The sequence below is a fragment of the Mesorhizobium sp. P2_A8 genome, from assembly GCF_056404935.1.
Genome location: NZ_JBFUDB010000002.1, coordinates 595,186 through 617,221, shown reverse-complemented (window position 1 = coordinate 617,221; position 22,036 = coordinate 595,186). Strand labels below are relative to the sequence as shown.

The 22,036-nt window shown below is 61.7% G+C and carries 20 protein-coding genes and 2 pseudogenes; 8 read left to right on the top strand and 14 right to left on the bottom strand.

Annotated elements, in window-relative coordinates; genetic code table 11:
- Together AC1D10_RS09585 and AC1D10_RS09580 are read right to left on the bottom strand one after the other, a co-directional pair.
- Positions 1-267 (bottom strand): annotated as a pseudogene (locus AC1D10_RS09585) (adenylate/guanylate cyclase domain-containing protein); the annotation flags it as partial.
- A 187-nt stretch (positions 268-454) separates the two neighbouring features.
- Positions 455-1,528, bottom strand: coding sequence for an aminopeptidase (locus AC1D10_RS09580; protein WP_477270928.1), 1,074 nt, complete (start codon positions 1,526-1,528; stop codon positions 455-457).
- A gap of 395 nt (positions 1,529-1,923) precedes the next feature.
- Here AC1D10_RS09580 and AC1D10_RS09575 point away from each other — a divergent pair, with 395 nt between their 5' ends.
- Positions 1,924-3,705, top strand: a complete 1,782-nt coding sequence (locus AC1D10_RS09575; protein WP_477270926.1) for an adenylate/guanylate cyclase domain-containing protein — start codon at positions 1,924-1,926, stop codon at positions 3,703-3,705.
- Positions 3,706-3,992: 287 nt separating this feature from the next.
- Here AC1D10_RS09575 and greA read toward each other — a convergent pair whose 3' ends face one another.
- Both greA and AC1D10_RS09565 read right to left on the bottom strand, forming a co-directional pair.
- A complete protein-coding gene (gene greA, locus AC1D10_RS09570; RefSeq protein WP_477270924.1) occupies positions 3,993-4,475 on the bottom strand; it encodes a transcription elongation factor GreA in 483 nt (160 codons plus the stop codon).
- Positions 4,476-4,650: 175 nt separating this feature from the next.
- Positions 4,651-4,905, bottom strand: a complete 255-nt coding sequence (locus AC1D10_RS09565) for a DUF1127 domain-containing protein (RefSeq protein ID WP_477270922.1) — start codon at positions 4,903-4,905, stop codon at positions 4,651-4,653.
- A 163-nt stretch (positions 4,906-5,068) separates the two neighbouring features.
- Between AC1D10_RS09565 and AC1D10_RS09560 the strand changes: the two genes are divergently transcribed.
- Positions 5,069-6,502, top strand: a complete 1,434-nt coding sequence (locus tag AC1D10_RS09560) for a LuxR C-terminal-related transcriptional regulator (protein WP_477270920.1) — start codon at positions 5,069-5,071, stop codon at positions 6,500-6,502.
- 189 nt (positions 6,503-6,691) lie between these two features.
- On the opposite strand, the gene AC1D10_RS09555 is transcribed toward AC1D10_RS09560, so the two are convergent.
- Positions 6,692-7,777: an alkene reductase gene (locus AC1D10_RS09555; RefSeq protein WP_477270918.1), complete on the bottom strand. Its 1,086-nt coding sequence runs from the start codon at positions 7,775-7,777 to the stop codon at positions 6,692-6,694.
- A 126-nt stretch (positions 7,778-7,903) separates the two neighbouring features.
- Positions 7,904-8,692, bottom strand: coding sequence for an SDR family NAD(P)-dependent oxidoreductase (locus tag AC1D10_RS09550; RefSeq protein WP_477270916.1), 789 nt, complete (start codon positions 8,690-8,692; stop codon positions 7,904-7,906).
- A gap of 110 nt (positions 8,693-8,802) precedes the next feature.
- Between AC1D10_RS09550 and AC1D10_RS09545 the strand changes: the two genes are divergently transcribed.
- Positions 8,803-9,381, top strand: coding sequence for a TetR/AcrR family transcriptional regulator (locus tag AC1D10_RS09545; protein ID WP_477270977.1), 579 nt, complete (start codon positions 8,803-8,805; stop codon positions 9,379-9,381).
- A gap of 160 nt (positions 9,382-9,541) precedes the next feature.
- Here AC1D10_RS09545 and AC1D10_RS09540 read toward each other — a convergent pair whose 3' ends face one another.
- The 3 genes from AC1D10_RS09540 to AC1D10_RS09530 form a co-directional block, all read right to left on the bottom strand.
- Entirely contained in the window at positions 9,542-10,546 is a 1,005-nt protein-coding gene (locus AC1D10_RS09540; RefSeq protein ID WP_477270914.1) for an NADP-dependent oxidoreductase, read from the bottom strand.
- Between the two features lie 32 nt (positions 10,547-10,578).
- On the bottom strand, positions 10,579-11,445 hold the full coding sequence (locus AC1D10_RS09535; RefSeq protein WP_477270912.1) for an alpha/beta fold hydrolase: 867 nt from the start codon (positions 11,443-11,445) through the stop codon (positions 10,579-10,581).
- A gap of 86 nt (positions 11,446-11,531) precedes the next feature.
- Complete coding sequence (locus tag AC1D10_RS09530; protein WP_477270910.1) at positions 11,532-12,347, bottom strand: oxidoreductase; 816 nt, start codon at positions 12,345-12,347, stop codon at positions 11,532-11,534.
- Between the two features lie 103 nt (positions 12,348-12,450).
- Between AC1D10_RS09530 and AC1D10_RS09525 the strand changes: the two genes are divergently transcribed.
- Entirely contained in the window at positions 12,451-13,017 is a 567-nt protein-coding gene (locus AC1D10_RS09525) for a TetR/AcrR family transcriptional regulator (RefSeq protein WP_477270908.1), read from the top strand.
- Positions 13,018-13,202: 185 nt separating this feature from the next.
- Here the strand turns inward: AC1D10_RS09525 and AC1D10_RS09520 are convergent.
- From AC1D10_RS09520 to AC1D10_RS09505, 4 genes and pseudogenes are all read right to left on the bottom strand, one after another.
- Positions 13,203-14,146, bottom strand: a pseudogene (locus tag AC1D10_RS09520) (sigma-70 family RNA polymerase sigma factor).
- Positions 14,143-14,901 (bottom strand): SDR family NAD(P)-dependent oxidoreductase, encoded by a 759-nt coding sequence (locus AC1D10_RS09515; RefSeq protein WP_477270906.1) that lies wholly within the window; start codon positions 14,899-14,901, stop codon positions 14,143-14,145. Before AC1D10_RS09515 ends, AC1D10_RS09520 begins: the two are co-directional and overlap by 4 nt.
- Before the next feature lie 273 nt (positions 14,902-15,174).
- Positions 15,175-16,545, bottom strand: coding sequence for a glycosyl hydrolase (locus AC1D10_RS09510; protein WP_477270904.1), 1,371 nt, complete (start codon positions 16,543-16,545; stop codon positions 15,175-15,177).
- 308 nt (positions 16,546-16,853) lie between these two features.
- Positions 16,854-17,051 (bottom strand): hypothetical protein, encoded by a 198-nt coding sequence (locus AC1D10_RS09505; protein WP_477270902.1) that lies wholly within the window; start codon positions 17,049-17,051, stop codon positions 16,854-16,856.
- A gap of 559 nt (positions 17,052-17,610) precedes the next feature.
- Between AC1D10_RS09505 and AC1D10_RS09500 the strand changes: the two genes are divergently transcribed.
- Genes AC1D10_RS09500 through AC1D10_RS09485 form a run of 4 tightly spaced genes read left to right on the top strand, consistent with a single transcriptional unit; the run spans position 17,611 to position 21,502 of the window.
- The gene (locus tag AC1D10_RS09500) at positions 17,611-18,615 is read left to right on the top strand and encodes a sugar ABC transporter substrate-binding protein (protein ID WP_477270900.1); all 1,005 of its coding nucleotides are present in this window, start codon (positions 17,611-17,613) and stop codon (positions 18,613-18,615) included.
- A complete protein-coding gene (locus AC1D10_RS09495) occupies positions 18,612-19,616 on the top strand; it encodes an ABC transporter permease (protein ID WP_477270898.1) in 1,005 nt (334 codons plus the stop codon). The genes AC1D10_RS09500 and AC1D10_RS09495 overlap by 4 nt, the downstream gene beginning before the upstream one ends.
- Positions 19,613-20,377 carry an ATP-binding cassette domain-containing protein gene (locus tag AC1D10_RS09490; protein ID WP_477270896.1) on the top strand — a complete coding sequence of 255 codons (765 nt, stop codon included), beginning with the start codon at positions 19,613-19,615 and terminating at the stop codon, positions 20,375-20,377. The genes AC1D10_RS09495 and AC1D10_RS09490 overlap by 4 nt, the downstream gene beginning before the upstream one ends.
- A 39-nt stretch (positions 20,378-20,416) precedes the next feature.
- A complete protein-coding gene (locus AC1D10_RS09485; protein ID WP_477270894.1) occupies positions 20,417-21,502 on the top strand; it encodes a Gfo/Idh/MocA family protein in 1,086 nt (361 codons plus the stop codon).
- A 128-nt stretch (positions 21,503-21,630) separates the two neighbouring features.
- Here AC1D10_RS09485 and AC1D10_RS09480 read toward each other — a convergent pair whose 3' ends face one another.
- Positions 21,631-21,969: a hypothetical protein gene (locus tag AC1D10_RS09480; RefSeq protein WP_477270892.1), complete on the bottom strand. Its 339-nt coding sequence runs from the start codon at positions 21,967-21,969 to the stop codon at positions 21,631-21,633.
- Positions 21,970-22,036: the final 67 nt, after the last annotated feature.

Genomic DNA, 22,036 nt, shown 5'->3' with positions numbered 1-22,036 from the left:
GGCATCAGTTGTGCCCTCGTTGCGCTCCGCCATTCGGCGCTGGATCACGGCAGCGCACTGGACGGCATCGACGACGCTGGCGAACTCGACGAGCGCGCCGTCGCCCATGAGCTTGATAATGCGGCCGTGGTACTCCTTGATCGCCGGGTCGATCAGTTCGCGACGGCAACCCTTCAAGCGTTCGAGCGTGCCTACCTCATCCTCGCCCATGAGGCGGCTGTAGCCAACCACATCGGCAGCAAGTATCGCCGTAAGCCTTCGCTCCATACCTGCCTGCGCCCTCCCCGGTCGATCAAGCGGCTTTGCTGCAGCCTAATCTAGTCCCGCCTCCGACGCGAGCGTGCGCGACCGCTATCCCGAGGATGCTTGGCTGAGTGTCCGCTTTGGAGACGCCGAAATGCCGTGGGAGCGACCGACTCGCAAAGCCATTCCTGCACAGCGCCGCTTAGGGACTTCAGCTTGGACCGGCTCCATCACATGTAGCTGCCGCCTTGAGCGCTGCGGCGCGGTGAGCCCTGTCTAATGCTCCGATCCGTCGAACCGACGCGTAGAACCGTGGATAGTCGCCCGAACACAAGTCGAACAAGCGGAGAAACGTCGCCACCTGATCACTGTAAACGGAAGTCGCGGCGAGTTTCGCGTTGTTAATCGGAGCATTGAACCAGACATCATATCCCCGGTATCCACCCCAGCGCCTGTCGCGCATCTCGCGGTAGCGCATCCGCAGCCGTTCGATCGCGGCTGCCTTTGCAGCCCGCTTCTGGTCCGTGGTACCCGCGTCGACATAGATATGCGCCAGCGCGCCCCGGGTGTGCGACAGCAGCGCAAGAAATTCGGTCTTGCGCTTTCGATCGGCCTCGTAACGGCGCAATCCGGCGGTATCACCAGCCGCGCGCAGCCATTTCCTCACGCCGGTTGTTTCGACGGCAACAGCGAATGCCTCGTTGAATGCGGAATCGTCGTTCACATAGACGCGCTGGTGGGCCAGCTCGTGGAAAACCAGCCCTGCAAGATGCGTTTTATCTTGGCTGAGCATCGTGCTTAGCAGCGGGTCACTTGACCAGCCAAGCGTGGAATATGCAGTGATGCCCGTCACATAGACGTCCAGGCCCTGTCTTTGAAATTCGACAGCGGTTTCAATCGCAGACCTTTTGGAGAAGTATCCTCGGTACGGAACGCATCCGAACACCGGAAAGCACCATGTTCGTGGCGTCAGCGAGAATTCCGGCGCAGCGAAGATGGCCCATGTCACCGAGTCCCGACCAACGTCAACATAGCTGCGGTAGCTATTGTTATCCGGCAGCGCCAGTTCATCTGTCGCAAACTGCCGTATGGCGCTCGCCGATACCATTCGAGCGCGTAGTGCCTCAGGGGTCGAAGGATCGTCGATCAGCTCTCCGACATCCTGGCGCGCCGTCATGATCTCCACATGACCCTCCAAGGATTGCGCGTAGTAGGAAATGCTGGTGCAGCCTGTCACGCCGGACATCACGATCATCGCGGCAGCCGAACGAAAAAATGCACGCATCACGGTTTGCCCACAGCACTGCTCACACGTCCGGATAGGGCAAATGTCGCAACTACGCCCGGTCCCAAACAGTCGCACCAATTTGTTTGAGGTCCGGGATGGGTTTATGTCAGACGTTCGTCCTCGGCAAGGTTGGCACAATCTGGTCACTCGCTGCCAAATTGCCGAATGTCCGTCATAGGCCGACTCGGCGGCACGCGAGCTGTCCGCCTGGGAGGCCTTTTTTCCTCAAGCTTCCGGTCCGCATCCCACCAAAGAGAGGCACTTCCTATCGTTCGTTTTCCTATCGGATTTCCGGGTTTAACCCGGGCTATCGTACGTTGACGTGACCGCTCTATGCCGAGACGGGGGTCTCTGATCGGGCTATGGTGCTCGGCTGGACAGGGAAGGACGGAATGAGCGAGTCCCGAAAGCTTGCTGCAATCCTGGTCGCCGACGTCGTTGGCTACAGCCGGCTCGCCGGCGCGGACGAGGATCGCATTTTGGCGCGGTTGCGGGCACTTCGAAGCGACCTGATCGATCCCACGATCGCCGTTCATCATGGTCGCGTGGTCAAGCGTACCGGGGACGGAGCCCTCGTCGAGTTCCGCAGTGTGGTCGACGCGGTGCGCTGCGCCATCGAGGTGCAGACCGCCATGCTCGAACGCAATGCAGGTGTTACGCTCGAGCGCCGTATTGAGTTTCGCATCGGAATCCACATAGGAGACGTCGTTGAGGAGACCGACGGCGACCTCATGGGTGACGGCGTCAACATCGCGGCGCGCCTGGAAGGCGTCGCTGCCCCCGGCGCCATCTGCCTTTCGGAGGATGCCTATCGGCAGGTCAGGTCGAGGCTCGACCTCCTGGTCAGCGATCTCGGCCAAACCCAACTCAAGAACATCGCCGAGCCGATGCGGATCTATTCGCTCGAGGTCGGCGCCTCGGCGAAGGCGGGCGCTGTCACGCCCCTGGCCGCGCCCGTCCGACCTACCCCCCCGATAGGGCTTCCAGAAAAGCCTTCGATTGCCGTTCTGCCATTCACGAACATGAGCGGCGATCCCGAGCAGGAGTACTTTGCCGATGGGGTCACTGAGGACCTGATCACCGCGCTGTCGCGTATTCGGTGGTTCTTCGTGATCGCCCGCAACTCCTGCTTCGCCTACAAGGGGAAGTCCCCGGACATCCGCGCGGTGGCCCGCGAACTCGGGGTGGCATATGTGCTCGAAGGCAGTGTGCGCAAGGCAGGCAACCGCGTTCGTGTCACCGCGCAATTGATCGAGGGCGCCTCGGGCAATCATGTCTGGGCGCAACGCTACGACCGGGACCTGGAAGACATCTTCACCGTCCAGGACGAGATCACAACGACATTGGCCGGCGCGATTGAGCCGGAACTTGGCCGGGCCGACCGGGAGCGGGCAAGGGCCAAACGCCCGGACGACCTGCGAGCATGGGATCTTTGCCAGCGCGGCTTCTGGCACATCTACAGACGTACCGAAGCGGACCTTGCACAGGCGCAGCATTTTTTCCGCCAGGCGATAGAAGTCGATTCCGGCCTGGCTCGTGCCTATGCCGGTGCCGAGGAAGCCTGTTTCTTTCAGATCATAGGCGGCTACGTCGACACGGTGGATGCGAAAGCCAATGCACTTCGGTTGGCAGGGAGGGCAGTCGAACTCGACGGCCAAGACGCGTTCAACCGCTACGCTCTCGGACGAGCGCTGACGATGGTGCGTCGCCACGAGGCGGCCATTTTTGAGCTTCGCAAGGCGACCGAACTGGATCCAAGCTTTGCACAGGCCCACTACGCGCTCGGCATGGCGCTCTCCACCAGCGGACACCCGGAGCAAGCGTTGCCGCATATAGACATCGCGATGCGACTCAGCCCGCAAGACGCATACTATGGCCAGTTCTTGCTGCGAAAGGCGGAAGCCTGCCTCTTTCTGGGAAGGCTGGATGACGCGGTTGAATGGGCCCAACGGTCACTCCGCGAGCCCAATGTCCAATGGTCGCGGTGGGCCATCTTGTCTGCCGCTCAAGCACACCTCGGGCGCCTGGACGAGGCGCGGCGTAGCGTCGACGGGCTAAGGGCTCTGCGCCCCGATATAGATCTGGCATTCGTCCGCGACTATTGGCCGATCGCGGACATCGGAGCGCTTGATTGCCTGGTCGAGGGTCTACGAAAAGCTGGATTGCCGGACTGAACGCATGATCGCCGATATTGGCGCAAAACCGCTCGCGGTATGCTCGACGCGAAGGTCGGCTTTTCAGCCCAATCACCCCGAAAGGGGATCTTCCGCTGTCGGCCCGTTACTCGCCCGACTTGCCGCGGAATGAGGGGCTCGCGGTAGCTGTCAACCTCCATGTGACGGCGACGGGTGTAACTCGCTGCGCTTCACTCACGGAATATCAAACGTGACAGTGGTGGATGACCGTGACGAGGTCCAGAACGTACCTCAATTCGGTCGCGCGTCGTAACCCCGATGTCCAACTAGGAAATGGACAGGATCTCGATTTCGCGCTGCCCTAGCTGGACAACGTCGCCAACGGTTTTGCCAATCAGCGCGATGGCAACCGGCGAACCATGCGATATGGAAGCTTGAGACGGGTTGGCCTCATCCTCGCCGACGATGCGGAAGGTCTGAGTGCGGCCATCATCACGCTCGAAGGTAACGGTGTGTCCGAAGGCGATCACTTCATTAGAAGTGGGGACCGACATAAGCCGAGCCGTACGGACGCGTTCCGAATAATAGCGCATATCTCGAACCGGGACCGCCGACTGCCGTCGCCTCTCGTTGACATCTTCCAGCACGTTAGCGGCCTCGAGAGCCTGCTGAGCGCGAGCCAATTCATCCTGCAGCATCTTGAGGCCCGCGTCTGTGACGAGGTTGATCCGATCGGAGATAGGGCGAGCCGGCAGGATCGTTTCCGATGCTGCCTCGGCGCTTTCCTCCTTGGCAAAGGCTACGCTCAATTTGTCGGGACTCCGTGTCGAACACTATTAGTAATCGGATAACCTACAGCCGACAACAAAGTTGCAACAATTTGACGACTGGCTTGGGCAGAAACGGAATGTCCACGAGTGGTCGGTAGCGGCAGCGCTGCTCCCTTGCCTTCAATGCCAGAACCAGACGGTCCTCATTCGGCCTTCAGCGGCGCCAGAAGGGCTTGGCAATTTCCGCATTCACCTCAACCATGGTCAGCCCGATGTCGTCGATCAATTCGGGCGTCTCCCTGGCCATTCTTGCAAGCTGCCAGCGAAAATAGGCGCGCTTGTCCCATGCAGCGATCAGGCTCCTCAAGCCGTATCGGCCCGACGTCCCGGTCGCCACGACCGGCGGTACGCGAAGGTCGAGCTGCACGGCATCGCAAAGCTCGGATACGGTGGTCAGCATAGTTCTCATCCCTTTGCTCCTCGGCATGTGCCCTGTTAGGGGCATGCGAGAAGCTTCCGCCTCAGTCGGCGATCACGCCATCGGCCGGATGCTGTGTTTGGGGTCCTGCATCTGTAGTATTTTGCAGCAGATGCAGTTGAAACCGTGCGGATCCGATGGCAGGAAACCTTTCATGAACCGCATCGCGACGTCTTCACCGGCTGACGCGCTATCGGACCGCGAGCGCGCGGTGGCGGAAAAATTTGCCTCAGGTCTGACCTATCGCGAGATCGGCGAGGTGTTGTTCATCGCCCCTTCAACCGTCCGCACCCATCTCGCCGCGATCTATGACAAGCTTGGCGTCCGTAACAAGATAGCGCTCGCATCGCACTTCAACGGTCCCCAAGCCGCGCAGCCTGACGCATTTCCGTCCTTGTCCGACGAACTGCCGGTGCTCGCGGTGTTCCCGATCGAATGCCTGAATTCCGAAGAACGCTGGCACCGCTTTGCCGCCGGTCTGTCGTCGGATATCACCATCGACCTGGCGCGCTACGCGGATCTGCCGGTCATCGCTTTCCATACCATGCAAGCGCTGGGCAGCAAGCCCGCAGACTTCGCCGCCGACGGCAAGGCGTTGGGCGCCACCTATATGGTGTCGGGCCAGTTGCGCGCCGATGACCGTCGCATCCGCCTAACGATCGAACTGGCCGATGCGCTGAACGGCGTAAGCTTGTGGAGCGATCGCTTCGATCGCCCGATCGAGGACGTGTTCAACTTGCAGGACAGCCTGACCGACAGCGTCATCAATGTGCTGGCCGGCTGTGCTGGGGCTATCGCCACGGTCGGTCGCAACGCCATTCGCCGCAAGCCGCCCGCCAGTCTGCGCGCCTATGACCTCTATCTGCTGGGCGTCGAACAGCACAACACGTTCAGCCGCGCTGGCAATGCCGAGGCAATCAGGCTGTTTTCGCGCGCGCTCGAGCTCGATCCCACCTTGGTAAGGGGTTGGATTGAGCTCGCCTACGCCTATTCGATTCAGTCCTGTCACGGCTTCAGTGGCGATCTGAAGGGAGCGCTCGAGAGGTGGCGGACGGCGGTCGAAAATGCACTTCGGCTTGACCCAATGGATAGCAGCGCCCAGACTTGCCTCGGCGATCTCATGGGGTGCCTGGGCGATTTCGAGGCAGCGGAGCACGCCTACCGGCGCGCTTTCGAATACGGCTCCAATCATGCCGACACGCTTGCGCTGCTGGCTGGCAGCAGGGCGCTGGTCGCCGGCGATCCGGCCGAGGCGATATCGCTCATTGAGCGCGCCATGCGCCTCAACCCGCTGACCCCGCCCTGGTATTTCGGCATGCAGGGCCGAATCCTGTTCGCCGCCGGCAGGCATCGTGCGGCCATCGCATCACTACATAGGGGCACGCCGGATTCCCCAAATATACTGATGTTCCTGGCGCTGGCCCACGCGGCGGTTGGGGAGGGCTTGGAGGCGGCCGGGTTGGCGGCCCGGTTGCATACCGAGTTCCCGGAGTTTTCGGTCGAACGCTTCATCTCCGGCTACCCCGTGACCAACCCGGATGCCGTCAAGGCCATTCGTCAGGCGGCAAAGCTGGCGAAACTCGGATAAGTTGGCGCAGGAGCCGGGTGGCGCGCGCCGAACTGCTTTTCCCCCAACTCGGGCTTAGCGGCGCGGTTGTACCCCAGAAGCGCAGCTGGGACGTCGAGTTCGGACGCCCCAAGGTCGCCGCGTCCGCTTCGTGACGACCTGCCGGCCACAGGAGGGGAAGGCGCCGCGCAATAGCACGGCGCCTGTCGTTCAAGCGCGGCTGGAGGCAGCGACGAACGGATAGTCCGTATATCCCTCGGCGCCGCCGCCGTAGATGGTCTGCTGGTTCACCTCAGCAAGCGGAAAGGCAGTCTTCAGCCGCTCAACGAGATCAGGATTGGCGATATAGGGTCGGCCAAACGAAAAGAGATCCGCCGACCCCTGCGATAGTCGCGACGATGCGCGTTCGACGTCAAAGCCATTGTTCGCGATGTAGGTATTTCCGAATTTTGCTCTAAGGTCTGCGTAGCTGAAGGGAGCGACGCCCTGCAATCCGGCTGTCGCACTTTCAACAACATGGAGATAGGCAATTCCCAACTCGCCCAACTTTTCGGCAATGTAGTTGAATTGTGACTGCGGATCAGTTGAAAAGACCCCGTTAACCGGTGAGATGCGGACACCCGTACGCTCGGCTCCAACCTCCGCAGCCACAGCGGTCGCAACCTCGAGTATCATCCGAGCACGATTTTCGATCGAGCCGCCATAGGCGTCGGAGCGTTCGTTCGAACCGTCCTTGGCAAACTGTTCCAGCAGATAACCGTTGGCACCATGGACTTCGACACCATCGAAGCCTGCAGCAATTGCGTTGGCGGCTGCCCGGCGAAAATCAGCGATGATGCCATGAATTTCATCATGTTCAAGCGCGCGAGGTTCGGACACATCGACGAACGCATTGTTGACGAAGACTTTGGTCGCCGGCTTGATCGCTGAGGGCGCGACAGGCGCTTGTCCATTCGGCTGCAGATCCACATGCGACACACGTCCGACATGCCAGAGCTGCAAAAAGATATGCCCGCCTTTGGAATGCACAGCGTCGGTCACTTTTCGCCAACCGTGGATCTGGGCTTGCGTGTAAATACCCGGCGTATCCTGATAACCCTGCCCCTGCTGGGAAATCTGTGCACCTTCAGTTATGATCAAGCCTGCGGCGGCGCGCTGGGAATAGTATTTGGCGGCAAGGTCACCGGGGACGAATCCGGCGCCGGCTCTGTTACGAGTCAAAGGCGCCATGACGATACGGTTCGCCAAGGTCAGAGTGCCGAGCTTATAGGGTTGAAAAAGGGCGTTATCCGTCATTTTACGTCTTCCGTCTGGAGTTGCAGTCTCTGAGATGTCAGGTTTCGCGCTGGCAGACAGGCAGGCTCTAGCGACACCGGGTGCCTGTCCTCTTGGCGGAACGTTGCCGTCTCGCCACGGCGCTTTCTAAAGGGCAGTGCGGTAGCGTTCTGCGGCAAGGACTTGCGCAAATTCGGGAACCATCGTTTGGCGCGCGGCGTGATACGCATCCCACTTGGTGGCATCGTGCAGCGTTGGGATTGTCACACCCTCGCGCCGGTCGAAGCCGACCATTGCTGCGTCTACGAGTTCGTCTACTTCCATCACGGCCGGGAGCGTGTTGACGTCGATCCCAGCAAGCTCCCAGATTTCCGTTCGTGTCGCCGCAGGCAAGACTGCTTGTACATAAATGCCCTTGGAACCGAGTTCGAGGCTCAGTCCCTGGGAGAGGAACGTCACGAATGCCTTGGTCGCGCCGTAGACGGACATTCCGAATTCCGGTGCAAGCCCGACGACCGAGGAGACGTTGACGATCGCGCCGGAGCCTGCCTTGATGAACCGTGGCGCGACGGCACTGGCGAGGCGCGCAACCGCCGTCGCATTGAGCGCGATAAGCTGGGACAGATCACTGGCAGTTTGATCTACAAATGTCCCTCCTAGGCTCGCACCGGCATTGTTGACCAGGATCCCGATCCGATCATCGTCGCGCAGACGCTTTTCCACAGTTGCAAGATCGTCGGAGTTCGTTACGTCGGCCTGCAGAACATCGACGGCAACGCCATATTCATTGCGGAGCTGTTCCGAGAGAGCCTCCAGTCTTGCCTTGTTGCGGGCGACCAGAACCAGATCATGCCCACGTCGGGCAAAACGTTCTGCATACGCAGCGCCGATACCTGCGGAAGCACCGGTGATGAGGACGGTTTGAGTTTCAGTCATTCTCTTGCTCTCTTTCGACGAGGTGCTATATTGATGATGGCTATCATGATTGTTGCCTTAACATGATGACTATCATGAAAAAGTCAATGGCAAAGGTGGAGAAATCTGAAATGAAGGTTAGCCGCGAACAGATGGCCGAAAACCGCCAAAGAATCCTGGAGGTCGCAAGCCGATTGTTTCGAGAAAAAGGGTTTGAGGCAGTCGGCGTCTCGGAGGTCATGCAGGCCTTGGGACTAACGCATGGCGGCTTCTACGGTCATTTCAGCTCGAAGGATGACCTCATCGTGCAGGCGCTCACTCACGCGCTTGGCGAACGCAGTGGCGCGACACTTCCCCTTGGAGCATACATCGACGAGTATCTGTCGCCGCGCCACCGCGACAACAGGGCTGGTGGTTGTCCTATCGCCGGGCTTGTCGCCGACACGCTGCGCCAGACACCAGAGGCCCGTGCGGCGGTGACAGATGGCGTGCGGGTACAGCTAGACTGGATGAGTGAGAAGTCTACAGAGGCCGCCGAAGCCGATCGACGACGCCGGGCGATCGGAAGTTGGTCCGCGATGGTCGGGGCAACTATCCTGGCCCGGGCCATTGTCGATCCCGACTTGTCGAGGGAGATCCTAACGGAGACCCTGGCCTGGATCGATGACCGCCCCCGCCGGCCCGCCTCCGCACTTTCAGAACGTCAATGAGGAACTATGGCGCACGGTTTCCGTGTCTCGCCGCCCTGTGACATGGTCATGCCATCGCCGGAGCAGTCGTGCGCTGGCGTCCAAAACCCCTGCCTCCAGCCGCGCAGCCAGCATGGCGTCGCTCCGTTGCATCGCCCGTGAGCAAAGGTGAACACGGGTGCTATCGTTTCATGGTGACGACGACCTTGCCCTTGGCGCGCCCTGTTTCGACGTAAGCCAGAGCCTCATTGGTCGCTTCGAAGGGAAAGACCCGATCGACAACCGGGCGGATCGCTCCGGATTCGACGAGGGAGGTGATTTTGCTCAGCTGATCACCTTGCGCCCGCATGAACAGGAACGAAAACCCCACGCCCCGGCGCTTGGCTTTGCTCCGGATGCCGCGACTCAGCAGGCGCAGCACCAGCCTTAGCACCAGGTTCAGTCCCTGCTTCCTGGCAAATTCCGGATCCGGCGGACCGGAGATGGAGATGAGCTTGCCACCCGGTTTCAGCACAGTCAGGGACTTTTCAAGCGTCTTGGCGTCCTGGCTATTCACCACGACGTCGTAGCCCGACAGGACTTTCTCGAAGTCATCTTTCCTGTAGTCGACGACGACATCGGCGCCGAGACCCTTGACCAGGTCGGCACTCGCCGCGCTCGCTGTTGTCGCAACGGTCGCGCCGAGGTGTTTTGCCAGTTGGATGGCGAATGTCCCGACGCCGCCGGAGCCAGCCTGGATGAAGACCTTTTGGCCTTTCTTCATGTTTGCCCTCTCGATGAGAGCCTGCCAGGCAGTCAGGCCAACCAGAGGAATAGAAGCCGCTTCTTCCATGCTGAGGTTCTTTGGCTTCAGGGCCACGTCGGCTTCATCGATTGCTATGAATTCGGCGAATGTCCCGATCCGGCCATCACGCGGCCGCGCATAGACATCGTCGCCGGGTTTGAACTTGCGGACTTTCGGTCCCACCCGGACAATCGTCCCGGCCACGTCGTGGCCCAGGATGAAGGGCCGGCGATAGGGCAGGATGAGCTTGAACTCTCCGGTCCTGATCTTCGAATCCAGCAGGTTCACCCCCGCGGCATGGATCTCGACCAGGATATCGTTTTCCCCGAGCTGCGGCACCGGCATCTCGGCCAACCGCAGGATGCCTTTCTTGTTATATTTGTCGACGACGAATGCTTTCATGGCAGTTACTTTCTAAAATTGTTTCTTGGGCGCTAGGCCGCGAGGAAAGACTGGGCTTTCGGGACGAAATCGGCGTAGTTCTGGAAGACCCCGCCATGCCCGGCATCCGGGTAGATCACCAGTTGTGCCCCCGGGATTCGCCGGGCGAGATCGTGGGTATTGCTGCTCGGCACCATCCTGTCCTGGTCGCCATTCGCAACCAGGGTAGGAATGTGGATAGCGCTCAGATCTTGCGGCGCCTGCAGTCCATAGGCCCTGATCGCCTTGAGTTGCGCACCGAACGCGCTCAGCGATATCGGCTTGTCCCGGTTGGTCCGGCGCTCCTTCAACCGCTCCAGAAATGCGTTCGCGGCGCGCCGCCCATTCAGCGTCGTTGTGAAGAAGAGATAGTATTTCGGATCCCGAAAAGTCAGCGCGCCCTTGATCATGTCCACGATCGTCAGCGACGTCACCTTGTCGATGCCTTGGCCACCGGCCGGCCCCGTGCCGGCCAGGATGAGTTTGCGCACGAGCCTGGGCTCGGTCAGCACAATCTCCTGCGCCACGAAGCCGCCGAGCGAAAAGCCGAAGAGATCGACTTCTTCGAACCCCAACGCCCGGATAAAAGCGACCGCATCCCGTGCCATCTTGGAAATGGTCGACGGAGTTTTGCCACCCGAAGCACCAATGCCGCGATTGTCGAAGGCAATCACCCTCCGGGCCGCAGCGAGGCCATCGACAATGCGTGGATCAAAGTTGTCCAGCTGGGCGGCCAGATGGTTGAGCAGGATCACCGGCACGCCCGTCCTGGGCCCGAGTTCCCGGTAGACAAATGCGGTTCCGCCGACATCGACAGAGCGAGTTGGCGCGTCTTGGAACAATGCCGGGGAACGGGGCGGCTTATTGAGTGTATGTGTCATGCTTGGCACCTCCGTCTTGTGGGGCCTGGCCAATTGCGTTGTGGTTGCTGGTCGCATGTGCGTGAAATCCTTCTCCTCGCTGACGTTCAGACCGGCAGGCGGAACTGATTGCGCAAGGTCTTGTCGAACATCCCCGCGGGGGCAAAGCGGCGCAGCAGGCTGACCTGCCGCGCAGCCTTGCCCGCGGTGTAGCGCCGTCGCGGACGGGCATCGGTCGCGGCCTTGACGACCACATCCGCCACCACTTCCGGCCGATCGGCCTTGGGCATCACATCGCGAAGGAGAGCGTCGACCCCGGCCCGAGCCTGATCGTATTCCTTCAACAGCGAATCCGGTTCGATGCCGTTCTGGTCGAAGACGGTACGCACGTATGCCGGCTCGATGACCGAGACACGGATATTAAATGCACGAACCTCGTGGTCGAGCGATTCCGAATAGCCCTCGAGCGCGTGCTTGACCGCCGAGTAATGCGCTGAGTATGGGGCGGGTACCAATCCCAGAATCGAGCCGATGTTGATGATGCGCCCTTCGCCGCGCCGCCGCATCGACGGCAACACCGCGTTGGTCATGCGGATGACACCGAACAGGTTGACGTCGAACAGGGCCTGCACCTGTGCGATCGAGGATTCCTCGGCGCCTCCGAGCAGGCCGACGCCGGCATTGTTGACCAGCAGGTCGATCCGGCCGGTCCGCGACAGCACCGTCGAAACGAGTGCAGCGACGGCTTCACCGTCGGTCACGTCGCAAGCCAGCATGGTCACCCCGTCCGGCCCGTCGCTGGCTTGGCGGCGGCTCGTCCCAAAGACAGTAAACCCCGCTCGCGCCAGGGCCTCGGCGCTGGCGTGACCGATGCCCGACGAGGCTCCGGTCACGACAGCGGTTTTTCCGGAATTCATATTCATTTCGTGCTCCAAACGCATGAGGGCTAGCTTTTTCGCCCCGATTAAATTACACTCATAATATCAAATTATGACCATAATGCAATAGCGGAAAGGAAGTGCAGCCATGCGCTACGAAAAGGGCCGAAAGGACGCGTCACGCGGCCGGATCATGGAGGTCGCCGCCGACCGTTTTCGCAGCGACGGCATAGCCGCGTCCGGACTGGCAACCATCATGAGCGACGCCGGGCTTACCAACGGCGCCTTCTATCCCCACTTTCAATCCAAGGCGGAGCTTGTCCGTGAAAGCGTGGCAGCGGCCATGGAGCTTCAGTCGCAGCAACTGGCCGAAGCATTGGCCGCCGGTGGCCCGGAGATGGGCATAGAGGCATATCTGTCAGCCGAGCACCGGGACAATCCGGAAAAAGGCTGCGCGTCTGCCGCGCTGCTGCCGGAGCTCGCGCGTCAGCCATCTGAAACCCGCGAAGTCTATACCGACCACTTGCTGACGTTGGTGCGCCAGCTGGCTGAAGCACTTCCGCAGGCCAGGGATCCGGAAGGCGCGGCGCTGGGTGTCTTTGCAACGCTCATCGGCGCGCTGCAACTGGCCCGCGCGGTGGAAGGAACGGAGTTGTCGGATCGCATCCTCGCGGCGGGGAAAGATGCGGCGCGGTCACTGATTAAGCCGCGTTAGGGGCAGCGGCCCATCCTTGCAAACGCCCCGACCTTGCCGCCCCTCGCAAATCCGCGCGAAGGCCGCGCACGCCACGTCCCAGGCGCTGGCGCAGGAGCGTGCGCGATGTTGCCCCGTCGATGTAGCCGACCTCGGCCGCTATGGCGTCGGGGCGGACACAACGATGCGCGCCAAGCCATCTCCTATCAGTGCGCGGTGCCACGACCGGAAGGACCAGCGTCTCCCACCAGCACCAGTTCCGCATCGTCGGCGACATAGCGGACATAGCGATAGTCGCGAATGAAGCTGATCCGCCCTTCCCGCCACTCCAGCCACGTGAAATAGCCGGGCTTCGGGTCGCTCCGCCGTTCGAACACCGCGATCACCTCGCGGCCCTCGAGCCAGGCCGGCGTCACCCATACGCCATCGTCCTTGGCATAGATTGTGAAGAACATGCCGACATCCGCGGCACCCGAGCGCGGCGGGTGCAGGGACTGATTGAGCTTCACGTCGTCGGCAAGCAGCGCGCGCAAGCCGTCCCAGTCGCGCTGGTTGAACAGGGTGACATAGCGGACCACGGCATCGGATGGGATGCGCGCATCGGGCAGCGGAGTGGCATCGGCATTGATCTCCCGAAGCCGGGCCCGACCACGAGCCAGATGCCCTTTCACGGCATCGACCGTGATATCCAGCAGGCCAGCGATCTCGGCCAGCGGCTCGTCGAGCACGTCTTTCAGGATGATGACGCTGCGCTGGAGGATCGGCAGTTCCGCAAAGCGCGACACCGCGGTTTGGACGGCTTGCCTGCGCATCAGCACCTCCACGGGGTCGGCTTCGGCGTCGTCGACAATTTCGAGGGCCGCCTCGATGGGCTCGGCAACGCGGATCGCGCGACTGCGCAGCAGGTCCAGCGCACGGTTGTGAGCGATCCGGAACAACCAGGGTCGCAGTTGCGGCACCTCGCACAGCTCGTCGAGGGCAATGAAGGCTCGGGCACTCGGGCAAAGGTGTCCTGCACGACGTCCTCGCCGTCGATGACCGATCCCATCAGGCGCGAGCAATAGCGGTGCAGCTCGGGCCGCAACGCGACAGCAAGGGCAAGCAGCCCCTCCTGGCGGTCGTGATCCACGGCAGGTCCTCTATCGCTCAAGGCGTCGCGCCCTCCATGACCGTGACTCCCGCGTCGCCGTTGAGGCCGAAGACGACGCCCTCGGCATATTGCGGATCTTCCAGCACGGAAACCACCCTATCGCCAAACGCACGGGGCGGCATCGGCGCACCGAAGCGGGCGACGAATTGTTCCGGCGTGATGCCCATGGAGCCCGCGTAGGCGTTGGCCGCAGCATCGCCGATCCCGGTGCCGAGGATCATCTGGCGCGGCACGATCGCCTGGAAGCGGATTCCGAGGTTCTTCTCCTGCGAGACGCCATTGGCGTATTTGGCCATGAACCACAGCATGCGTTTGGAGCCACCATAACCGCCCGACATCTGCGATCCGGTAACGGCCGCGCCACTCGATCCCACCAGCACGCGGCTCCCCGGCTTCAGCGGCAGGTTGAGCGCTGCCTGCAGCCAGTAGAGTCCCGCCTTGACGTCGGTTTCCCAGGCCACGGAGAAGTCCTCCCACTTCAACTGATCCAACCGGCCCATACGAGGCGTCGCACCGGCATTCAGCGCCAGGATATCCGGACGAACCTCGCCAAGGATACGGTAAGCAGAGTCTTCGTCCGTAACGTCGGCGGCGATGGTGGCGACCCCGAGCCGCGCACTGACCGCTTCCAGCGCTTCGGCACCGCGGGCGACGACCGTCACCCTGGCGCCCTGTTCGACCAGCGCCTCGACCAATCCGAGGCCAAGTCCGCGGCTTCCACCGGTGACCACGACAGTTTTATCCCTGAGGTTCATTGAGCCTGCTCCAATGCTTGACTGAAGCTATGACGTTTGACGTTCGGGAAAAGAGTCAGCCCTGCCGCGCGGCTCGGGCGTCAGAGAGGAGAAATCGCCTGCGGATGTCTTTACCCCATAGGCGCCGTAAAATGATCAAAATCAGAGCAAGATCCGCCGACTCCCCATGGTTTCGGATGCATTTGGAACCCGACCGTTACCGCTGAGCTCAATAGCCAGACCAGTGTGCGAGTGCAGGTCGAGGCATGGCGGGAATGCAAAGCGACGACTCCATCATTGCAGGCTGGGCGAAAGCGCGATGACAATCGGATGGTCACTGAGCGTAATTTCGACCGAACGCACGTTGCTCAGTGTTCCGACAGGCTCAACGCCAAGTGTTGGATCGTAGGTTCGTACCGACGCGCGCGTCTCGCCAAATTGGACCGTCACACGATCTTGACCGCTCAACCGTTCGCCCCACACAATAAGTTGGAACGTGCCGTCGCTGTCCTGCAGGAGTAGATCGTGAACGGTCTCGGGTTGATCTGCGATCGTGAAGTCGAGTTGGCCGGGTCTGGCGAGGATACCTTTGTCCGCCAAAATCGTCGTAAGGTTGTGAAGGTAGATCGCGGCCAAGCGGCGTGAATAATCAGCCTTGTAGAAGCCAAAAGATTGGTTGCCGTCTTCGTCGCTGCGGTCCCGCAACAGATAGACCGATGTATAGGCGTAGCCGCGCTTGAACTGCGCGAGGTACAGGCTCATCAAATTCAAGCCGTGCATTTGCTCCGTGACCGGACCTCCGATCTTGGTCCCGGTCTCGGTCGAGACACGCGGCAGGGTATTGAGTTGCTCCTGGGTATAACCCCGAAACCCTCTCGCCCACGTGACGCCGAAGTTGCCGAATAGCCCGTCCACTCTGGCTGCGGCGGTCGGATCGGCAGCGTGCCACGTCTTGTTGTCCGCCGGATACGGCGAATGTGGGTGGTAGATGTAGTTGTGCACATTGGCGTAGTCGGCATACGTCGTGCCGTCCGGCATCTTGGTTTGTGCGCGGGGCGGGATCGTAAGGAACTGAAGGCCGACATTGTCTCGCTGCGCGCCGGGTTCGGAGATCGACCAGACAGGATACTTCGCAAGGACCGGATCACTTTTGACAGCCTGATAGAGATCGCGCTGAAGCTTTGCGACCGCCATCCACGAAGTCTCCGCACCGCCGCCTTTCTCGCCCTGATAGGTGACACCCCAGGTGTTCGGCTCGTTGTTGCCCTCGAACGCGAGTAGCGCGCCGGCATCAGCGAGCACCTTACCTGTTTCGACCAACTTCTTCACATCCGTCCCACCACTGACCAATCCCCAACTCAGGCGCACGCCGGTTTCGCGATGTAGATCCAGAAAGGTTTGGATGGTTGTGGGACCCTTGTCGCTCAGACCTTCTATTCCCGCCCTTACCCATCGAAAGCCGCAATAGCGGACCATTTCGACAGTCCTGGCCAAAGGCTGGCCTCGATCGGGGAATGTGGTAACGACGCCGATGCTATTGAGAAAGTCGTTCGTCGCAACGGCGGTTTTGGGCGCTGCCAATGAATGGCGAGGTGATATCGACACCACAGCCAGCGCCACCCATGCGCCGACGAGGGAGCGAAGCATTTTGGACGGATTGATCATCACCTGGGACTTCAAGCCTCCTCTAACCCGCATGTCGCCACGGCGCATCGCCCGCCTTGGCGAGCCGATCAATTCTCACCGGCCGCGCGCTCGGAAACCTAAACAGAGTACCGCTGATGATGTCGCTCCCTCGATTTGTCGCCTGTGGGATCTCATACCGGTTCCGGGTGAAGCCGCACATATCGCAATTTGGATGAATCATCGACAAATGGGGCACAACGCGTCGGACTTGACCCGGAGGGGTATGGAGCTTGTTCAATACGTCGCGCGGGGTCTCTCATGGCACGACCGACCGGCCGGTCGAGGTCCTAAAGATCGAGAGTGACCATCATGCCGCGGACTTCGGCCATTTCGAGCAGCAGGTCCTGCAGGCTTTCGTCCAGTGCGGCACCGGTCAGCGCCAAAAGCTCGGCAATGCTCTCTCTCATCGATATGACGGCGGCGCCGGTCTTCTCGGCGAGCAACCGCCCGATGGCCGTGCGGATCAGGTCGTCCTGATCAGACATCGTGTCACCACCCACAGCTCCACGGCCTCCCCCATACACCCCATGCCTCACCGGCGCTTTCTACGACAGGGCGTGGTTTCCCTTACGGTATGATTTTTGAAGCGGCGTCCGCCGCTGTGCTCACGCCTGCAAATCATCTGAAAGCGGCCGATCGTCTTCAGGATTTCAAAACGACCCATTCCCCACCCTGCACAAAAGTAGCGGCCAACGCCGGTGCTAGCCAATAGCGCACAGCTTGGCTTCTGTCATGCAAACCAGCCAATGCCGCGGCGCAGCACAGGTAAAATCACTGCGCACCATTTTAAAACTTGACGCGTGTCAATTTTTTATAAAACATGCGGAAATGCTGGCAAGTCATCGGCCAGCGCTCTGGGAGGAGCAATGCCTGACACGAAAGAGCGCCCGAACCTGGGCCGCAACCTTCGCATCCGAAGGCCGGCATCGGCTTGTCGGCAACTCGTTACGCCAGGCGTTGGGGTCGCTTGCGTCGTGTCAGCCATTTCAGTCGCCGAACAGCGAACCTTATGCAGGTCGTCGAAATAATCAGGAGGAGGAAACCATGCGCATGTTCAATTGCCCGAAACTCAGCACAGGCCTGCTTGGCGCAGGCATGCTTGCAATCATCATCTCAACGCCCGTCCACGCCGAGGACGCGGCGAAAGTCGCCGCCATCGTCAAAGGCCTCGACAACCCATTCTTCCAGACCATGCAGAAGGGCATCGAAGAGCAGGGCAAGGCCAGCGGCGTCAATGTCAGTGTCCAGGCCGCCGCCAACATGGGTGACGCCACCGGCCAGGCCGACCGCCTGACCGCCATGGCCATGCAGGAATTCGATTGCTACCTGGTCAATCCGATCAGCGTCTCCAACCTCGTCCAGGCGCTGGTGCCTGTCGCCCAGAAGAAAAAGCCGATCGTCAACATCGACAGCACCATCGACGCCGAGCAGGCCAAAGCCGCCGGTTTTGCCGTTTCGACCTATATCGGCACCGACAACGTCGCCGCTGGCGCGCTGGCCGGCGAGGAGATGCTGAAGCTGGTGCCGAAAGGTTCCAAGGTCGCTCTCATTGCCGGCATCGTCGGCGATGTCGGCAGCAACGCCCGCATCAAGGGCTTCAAGCAGGCCGTCGAAGGCAAGCTCGAGGTGGTGGTGATGGTCAGCGCCGACTGGGACCGCGAGAAGGCGCTGACCGCCGCCACCGATATCCTCGCCGCGCATCCCGATCTCGCCGGCTTCTTCGCCGCCAACGACATCATGGCGCTCGGCGTCGAGCGCGCCGTCCAGACCTCCGGCAAGGACGTCAAGGTGATCGGCCTCGACGGCATCGTCGACGCGCTGAAATCGATCGCCGCCGGCGAACTCTCCGCCACCGTCGCCCAGTACCCCTATGTCGTCGGCGCCATGGGCGTCGAAGCCTGCGCGGTGGCCGCCAAGGGCAAGGAACTGCCCGCCAACGTGCCGGCACCGGTGCTGCTGATCAACAAGGACAATGCGGAAGCGTCCTTGAAGAACTTCCCGCGCCCCGGCGGCGACTATCCCGATCCCTTCCGCGAGATGCTGAAGTGAGCTTGCCTTCGGACAACGCACCCGCCGCCCATTCGGCGGGCGCGGCGGAGGAGAGCCGCCCCTCCCTGTCGGCTCTCCTCCTTGATCCCTCCTTCTGGGCCGACTGGGCATCCGTCGTCGGCCTGGTCGGCCTCGTCATCGTCTTCGGCATTGCCCAGCCGGTCTTTCTCAGCGTCGCCAATCTGCAGGCACTGCTGCTGGCGGCGGCGATCCTGGTCGTGCTGTCGATCGGCCAGACCTTCGTCGTCGCGACGTCAGGCATCGACCTGTCGCTGGCGGCCGCCGTCATGCTCGGCGCCATCATTCTCGGCCTCGTCAACGGCGCCGGTTACGGCATCTTCATCGCCTGCGTGCTCGCCGTCGCCGCCACCAGCGCCGTCGGCTTCCTCAACGGCCTGATAATCACCGCCGGAAAAATCCCCGATTTCGTGGTGACGCTCGGCACGCTGTCGGGCATCACCGGCCTTGGCCTCATATTGTCGGGCGGCGAGCCGACCATGGTCGGCTCGACCTTCCTGCTGCGCCTGGCGTCGGGTTCCTTCGGACCGTTCGGCTATCCGGTCTGGGTGGCGATCGCGGCCGTCATCGTGGCCCATATCGCGCTCTACCACACCCGCTTCGGCGTCCATCTGCTGGCGACCGGCGGCCAGACCGAAAGCGCCGGCGCGCTCGGCATCCGCACCGACCGGGTCAAGATCGCCGCCTATACGATTTCCGGTTTTTGCGCCGGCATCGCATCGCTGCTTCTGGTCGCGCGCATCGGTTCGGCCGAGCCGCTGATCAACACCAGCCTGCTCCTGAACTCTGTGGCGGCGGTGGTGCTGGGCGGCGTCAGCCTGTTCGGCGGCCGCGCCAGCATTCTCGGCCCGGCCATCGGCGCGCTGATGCTCACCGCGCTCGTCAACGGCCTGACTCTGCTCAACGTGTCGGCCTTCTACCAACCGCTTGCCGTGGGCGCCATCGTGGTGCTGGCGGCGCTGATCATGCGGTACCAGAAATGAGCGCTGCCAATCACATCCTCGCCGCCGATGCGATCATCGCCTGCGAAGGGCTGAGCAAGCATTTCGGCGGCATCCGCGCCTTCACCGATGTCGCCTTCCAGGCCCGCCGCGGCGAGGTCACCGCCGTCATCGGAGACAATGGCGCCGGCAAGTCGACGCTGATCCGCAGCCTGGTCGGCGTCCATCAGCCGGATGCCGGCAGCCTGTTCTTCGACGGTCGCGCGCGACCCTTCGCCAATCCCGACGAGGCGCGCAAGGCCGGCATCGAGACGGTGCACCAGAACCTGGCGCTGATCGACGAACTGACGGTCGCGCAGAACCTGTTCCTCAACCGCGAGATCGTGCGCCGCATCGGCCCCTTCGCCTTCCTCGACCGCAAGGCGATGAAACGCGAGGCCCGCTCCATGCTGTCGCGGCTGTCGATCAACGTGCCATCGATCAACCAGCGGGTGCGGCGCCTGTCGGGCGGCCAGCGGCAGGCGATTTCGATCTGCCGCGCCGTCGGCTCCGGCGCCAAGCTGGTGGTGATGGACGAGCCGACGGCCGCACTCGGCGTGCAGGAAACGGCCAATGTCGAAGCGCTGATCCGGCGCCTGCGCGATCAGTCGGTCAGCGTCATCCTGGTCAGCCACAATTTTGATCAGGTCCGCCGCCTGTCCGACCAGATCTGGGTGATGCGGGCGGGAAAGATGGTAGCGACCGTGCGCGCCTCGGAAACATCAGGCAACGAACTCGTCGCGCTGGTCACCGGCGCGGTGTGAAGACAAACAAGTTGGCTGAAGTTGAAACAGGAGTGTGCCGTGGCGGTGATCCGTGTCGGGCTTGTCGGTCTTGGAGAAGTCGCGCAGTCGATCCATTTGCCGGTGCTGAGCGATCAGCGCGACCGCTGGGTGATCGCTGGCGTGCACGACGTGTCGCCGAGCCTGGTGGCGCTGTGCACATCGCAGTACCCGTCGGCAAAAGCCTTCGAGACGGCCGAGGCACTGATCGCTTCGCCCGACATCGACGCGGTCTTCGTGCTGTCGTCCGACGACACCCACAGCCGCTTCGTGCGTGCCGCGATCAAGGCCAACAAGCATATCCTGCTGGAAAAGCCCGCCTGCCTGACGGTGCGCGAGATCGACGACTTGCTGGCGTTGATGCCGGGCTACGACAAGACGCTTTTTGTCGGCTACATGCGCCGCTACGCGCCGGCCTATCTGGCGGCAAAAGATGAACTGCCCGCCTTCGCCGACATCACCCATGTCCGCATCTTCGATCTGATCTCGGAAGGCCGGCATTTCCTTAGGAAAAGCCACAACGTCCTTTACCCCCAGGACATCGATCCTGCCCTGCTTTCGCGTGGCGCCAAGGAACGCGATGCGCTGATCCGCGAAGTCGTCGGCGCCGACGCGCCCGCCGATCTGGTGCGCGCCTATCGCGGGCTGACCGCGCTGTCCTCGCACCACATTTCGGCGATGCGCGGGCTGCTTGGCGAGCCGGCCCGCGTGCTTGCCGCGCACCGCACCAATGGCGGCGCCAACACCAGCGTCACCTTCGACTACGGGCATTTCGCCTGTCTGTATGACGCGGTGGTCGACGATCTCGGCCTGTTCGACGCCATGATCGAGGTGCGCTCCAACACCAGGCGGGTGCGCATCATCTACGACACGCCCTATATCCGCAGCCTGCCGACCCGGCTGGAGGTGACCGACGCCGGCCCGCTCGGCCCGGTGACCAGGGCCATCGCCCCGCTCTATGGCGACGCCTTCTCCAACGAGTTGGAGGCTTTCCACCGCCACATCCGCGAAGGCACCAGGCCACTGACCGACCTCGCCGATTCACGCCGCGATCTGGCGCTGATGGCCGATATCATCGAGCGGATGAAGGAGAGCGGCCGGCACTGAGCCTGTTCGAAACTCGCTCTGGTGAGTCATATGGTGGTGGTTTCGAGAACCGGCGCGCAGCGGACATTTGGGTCCGTGAGCACCGGAAGCGCAGAAAACGCCATCACATGGCCGCCAGAGTAGAGTTTCTACTTCCCGCAATGATGATCGTTGATCTTGTTCAATGCATACGCGTCGGGTCCAACGCGATCGTAGGAGCACGCGCCGGCCGCCGTGGTGACCAACTGCTGATCATAGTAACGCGGGCCGCCGAACAGGAAATTGATGAGATCGTCCCCGGCGGGAACATGGCGTTCGGATTGGGGCCGGTGATGCCGGTCGCCCGCGAATGCCGAGGCGCAAAAGCTTGAGCCTGTCGCGAAAGCAAGAGCCAAGATCGCAACGCATTTCGTGGTCATCGGCAACCCTCCCGGCAATTCGGAATCACACCATACATCCAAAATCGCCAGCCGGACAAAAGTTCCCAAAGACCGCGGTTTCGTGAGCCCGGCCAGACGCGATACCGCAGGAATGCCAAGTCCCGCCGAAGACCAA